This window comes from Cobetia sp., from assembly GCF_983723665.1.
The window spans coordinates 1-4161 of the sequence record NZ_CFDJES010000116.1 but is presented as its reverse complement, the minus strand read 5'-3'; the positions used below and the strand labels follow the sequence as shown (position 1 = coordinate 4161).

3 protein-coding genes are annotated in these 4161 nt (G+C 64.3%); all 3 read right to left on the bottom strand.

Going from position 1 to position 4161, the window contains the following annotated elements; translation table 11 throughout:
• Positions 1–121: 121 nt before the first annotated feature.
• Positions 122–2107, bottom strand: a complete 1986-nt coding sequence (locus AC4FAH_RS11335; protein ID WP_288987704.1) for an autotransporter outer membrane beta-barrel domain-containing protein — start codon at positions 2105–2107, stop codon at positions 122–124.
• Between the two features lie 327 nt (positions 2108–2434).
• The gene (dcd, locus tag AC4FAH_RS11330; protein WP_043334107.1) at positions 2435–3001 is read right to left on the bottom strand and encodes a dCTP deaminase; all 567 of its coding nucleotides are present in this window, start codon (positions 2999–3001) and stop codon (positions 2435–2437) included.
• A 125-nt stretch (positions 3002–3126) separates the two neighbouring features.
• Entirely contained in the window at positions 3127–3963 is an 837-nt protein-coding gene (gene apbC, locus AC4FAH_RS11325) for an iron-sulfur cluster carrier protein ApbC (protein WP_276315243.1), read from the bottom strand.
• Positions 3964–4161: the final 198 nt, after the last annotated feature.

The window sequence follows — 4161 nt, the reverse complement described above, 5'->3', positions numbered from 1 at the left end:
AGCTGATAGCAAGTTGATAGCGCGCTGACAGCGAGCTGAAAACAGAAGACCCCGCGACATGCCGATGTCGCGGGGTCTTCTTGTTTTTAAAGCTTCACTTCTCTCTCGATGGCCTTCGCTTTCAGAAGGTGTAACTCACCCCCACCTCCCCGCGCGCCGTCACCTCATCCCAGGTCTCGATGCCGGCGCCCAGATGCAGCATGGCATTGCGGCCGAGCTGCATGCGCCAGCCACCGTCGACACGCAGGTAGTTGTCGCTGCCGCGATCCAAATCCTCGGCGCGGTAGGCATTGGTCGGCAGGCTCGCCAGACGCACCTCGGCGCTGTCGGCGTCATCATCCAGACGCTTGCCGTAGGCCAGCTCACCGTAGAGGCCGAAGCCCTCCGCGATGGCGCGGTCGACCATGAAGCCGGCCTCGACCCGGCGATCGCGCAGCGTCTGATCCGAGACGCTCAGGGCGTTGGCGGCGGAGCCGGATTCGGTGTAGCCATCGATGTCGGACTCGGTATGGCGGTAGGCCACGAAGGGCGCGTTGTACCACAGCGAATCGGCGGCGGTGAGGCGATAATCGAGTCGTGCCTCGGCGCTGAAGCCATCGCCATCGGTCTCACCGGACAGGGTGCGCGATGACTGACCCAGTGCGACATGGCGGTCGAGGTCGTAATCGAAGTCGCCGTAACTGGCCACCGCCTGGACGCCAAACCTGCCCAGCTGCTGACGCGCGAACAGGCTGAACACCTGGCCTTCCAGTTCAAGCTCACTGCCATCATCGACATCGAAGTCCGCATTGCGCTGACTGACCGCAACGCCGCCCCAGGCCTGGCCGAGTGCGTTGTCCAGCGGCAGCATCACGCCGACACCCGCACCGCGCTGCTCGCTGTCAAAGCCCTGCTGGCCGCTGGAGGTCTCGCCATCGCCGGTGCCGCCACTCGCCGAGCCGATGGCGAACACGCGCACGCCCTCCCCTGAGCGCCTGTCCTGCGCACCGGGACGCAATTCATCGGCGAGGCTGCGCTGACTGGCATTGAGCGCGCCCGTGCCCAGCTGCGGCGCCAGCCCCAGCACCGAGGGCGCGGCGAGCATCGCATAGGCGTAGTCGGCCAGAATCTCCTGGCCGGCGGTGGTCGGGTGCACGCCATCATTGAACAGCAGCTTGTCGGGGTCTTCCGCTGCGCCGCCCAGGCCGTAGGGCGTGACATTGCAGCTGTCCGAGAAACACACCTGGGTCAGCGGCACGTCGCTGGCGAAGCCGAACTCGGCCGGTGATGCCAGCACCTCCTCGAGAATGCCGACGGTATCCAGGCGGATGATGTTGACCTCGCCATCCAGCGCCGCCAGTCGCGCGCCCAGCGCATCATTGAAGACGCCTACCAGCGCGGAGGTCCCCGCCGCCTGCGCCGCGCCCGCCGACTGGCCGGCCGGGGTGCTGCCGACATCCGGCAGGTTGGAGACCATGATGGTGGTGGCACCCGCCGCTGCCAGCGCCTCCACCGCGGAGGCCAGATTGCCGGCGGAGGCGACCGCAGTGGCCGGCGAGGTGATCACGCCCTGCAGGAAGTCGTTGCCACCGCCGTTGACGTAATAGAGGGCGTCCGGGTCAGCACTGCCGCCGGTGCTGACCAGATAGCCATCCTCGACCCTGAGCACCGTGCCCGCACCGGTACTGCCCGGCGGGATGACCACCTCGGAGCCATCCTCGTCGGTCACCGAGGCCAGAATCTGCGCCGTGGTGTAGCCGCCCACCGCGTAGTTGGTGCCGTCACTGAAGCCGGCCAGCTGATAGATCACCGAGGTGGAAGGCTCTGCCGCCAGCCCCAGTTCCGTGGCCAGCAGCTGGGTCGAGACGCTGCCATAGGCCGAGTTCTCATAATCCGGGCCGCTGCGGTTGGTGAAACGCAGGCTGTTGAGGCCACCCAGGGTGGTATCGGGGAACTGGCCGGAATCGCTCAGGCTGTCGCCGAAGAGATAGAGATTGGAATAGGCCTGCGCGGGAGTCGCCAGCAAGGTGGTGCTGATGGCGAGGGCGAGACCGCTGAGGGTGAAACGTCGGACCAGGCCGCTGGTGCTGGCCGGCGGGAATACAGCGCGATGTGAACGCGATGGCATGGCGTGCCCCTTGCTTGTGGGAGGTATCCGTCCTGCAGCCACTCTGGGGGTGGCCTGCAGACAAGCATAGGCAATAAAACGAGTGATTGAATCACGTGTTTTGTTCAACTTCCGGCTAAGACTCAGCGCCTTGTGAGCGTGTCACGTTCTCGCTACCTGCCATCGGCGTCTCTCTTGCCACCGTCGTCACACGTCGCCACGAGCAGGCACAAGCAGACACAAAAAAAAGCGCCTCCCGAAGGAGGCGCTCCTGGCTTACCACACTCTTGTCTTGCCGCGTGCAGGTCACTTGCGTAAACGCAATACCCAAGCGTGCAGCAAGGGGTATCAGGTACGCGGCAGAGTCACGCCACGCTGGCCCTGATACTTGCCGCCGCGATCCTTGTAGCTGGTCTCGCAGACTTCATCGGACTCGAGGAACAGCATCTGCGCCACGCCTTCGTTGGCGTAGATACGCGCCGGCAGGTTGGTAGTGTTGGAGAACTCGAGGGTGACGTGGCCTTCCCACTCCGGCTCCAGCGGCGTCACGTTGACGATGATGCCGCAACGCGCGTAGGTGGACTTGCCCAGGCAGATGGTCAGCACGTTACGCGGAATGCGGAAGTACTCGATGGTACGGGCCAGCGCGAAGGAGTTGGGCGGAATCACGCAGGAGTCACCCTTCACGTCCACGAAGCTCTTCTCATCGAAGTGCTTGGGGTCCACCGTCGCCGAATGGATGTTGGTGAAGACCTTGAACTCATCCGAGCAGCGCACATCGTAGCCGTAGCTGGAAGTGCCGTAGGAAATCACACGGCGCTCATCGTGAAAGCGCACCTGATCGGGCTCAAAGGGTTCGATCATGTCGTGGCTTTCGGCCATGCGACGGATCCACTTGTCGGATTTGATGCTCATCGAGCGTACCTGACTGACTGATGGGGAGAGACGCGTGAGCGCCATGAAACGCGGGCCAGCATGATACCGGCCCGCTGTGTCGCTGGAAACCTCGGCACGCGCGGCTAGCGCCTGGCGTGTCGGGCTCAGCTGAAGCTGATGCTCGGGCCTTCGTCTGCGCCGGCACTTTCCAGAGACTCGGAGACCTGACGCGCGATGGCGCGGAAGCTCGCGGCCACTTCGCCGTCCGGCTCAGCGATCACGCTCGGGCGACCGCCATCGGCATTCTCGCGAATGCTCAGGGTCAGCGGCAGCTGGCCCAGCAGACGAGTCTGGTACTCATCGGCGATACGCTCACCACCGCCCGCGCCGAAGACCGCTTCGCTGTGGCCACACTGGCTGCAGGTGTGAGTGCTCATGTTCTCGACCACACCCAGCACCGGCACCTTGACCTTGCGGAACATCTCGATGCCCTTCTGGGCATCCAGCAGTGCGATGTCCTGCGGCGTGGTGACGATGACGGCGCCGGAGACCGGCACCTTCTGCGACAGGGTCAGCTGGATGTCACCGGTGCCCGGCGGCATGTCGATCAGCAGCACGTCAAGCTCGCCCCAGGCAGTCTGGTTGAGCAGCTGCTGGAAGGCACCGGCGACCATCGGGCCACGCCAGACCATCGGGTCCTTCACGTCGACCAGATAGGCCATCGACATGGTCTTGATGCCATGCGCCTCGATGGGGCTGAAGACCTGCTCACCGGCCATTTCCGGACGCTGGCCGGTCGGCACGCCGAACATCTGCGCCTGACTCGGGCCATAGATGTCGGCGTCCAGCAGGCCGACCTTGAGACCTTCCGCCGCCAATGCCAGCGCCAGATTGGCGGTGACGGTGGACTTGCCGACGCCACCCTTGCCGGAAGCGACCGCGACAATGTGCTTGATACCTTCCATACCTTGAAACTCCTGTGACGGCCTGCGCGGCGCGATGAATGTGGCGCGCAGGCGTCTGAACTGTCAGCGAAAAAAGCCGTGGAACACGATGGGCACAGTATGCCTGCCACCGCTACACGGGCCAAGCCGATGAAGCATGTCCATGGAAGCCATGCCTCAGGAAGCCATGGCCTTGGGAGCAAATCAGAAGCGCACGTCTCAGAAGCGCACGTCGACCGGCAGGAAGCGCCACTC

Coding starts and splice junctions, on each gene's coding strand:
- dcd (WP_043334107.1), bottom strand. CDS start 3,001: ATGAGCATCAAATCCGACAAGTGGATCCGTCGCATGGCCGAAAGCCAC.
- AC4FAH_RS11335 (WP_288987704.1), bottom strand. CDS start 2,107: ATGCCATCGCGTTCACATCGCGCTGTATTCCCGCCGGCCAGCACCAGC.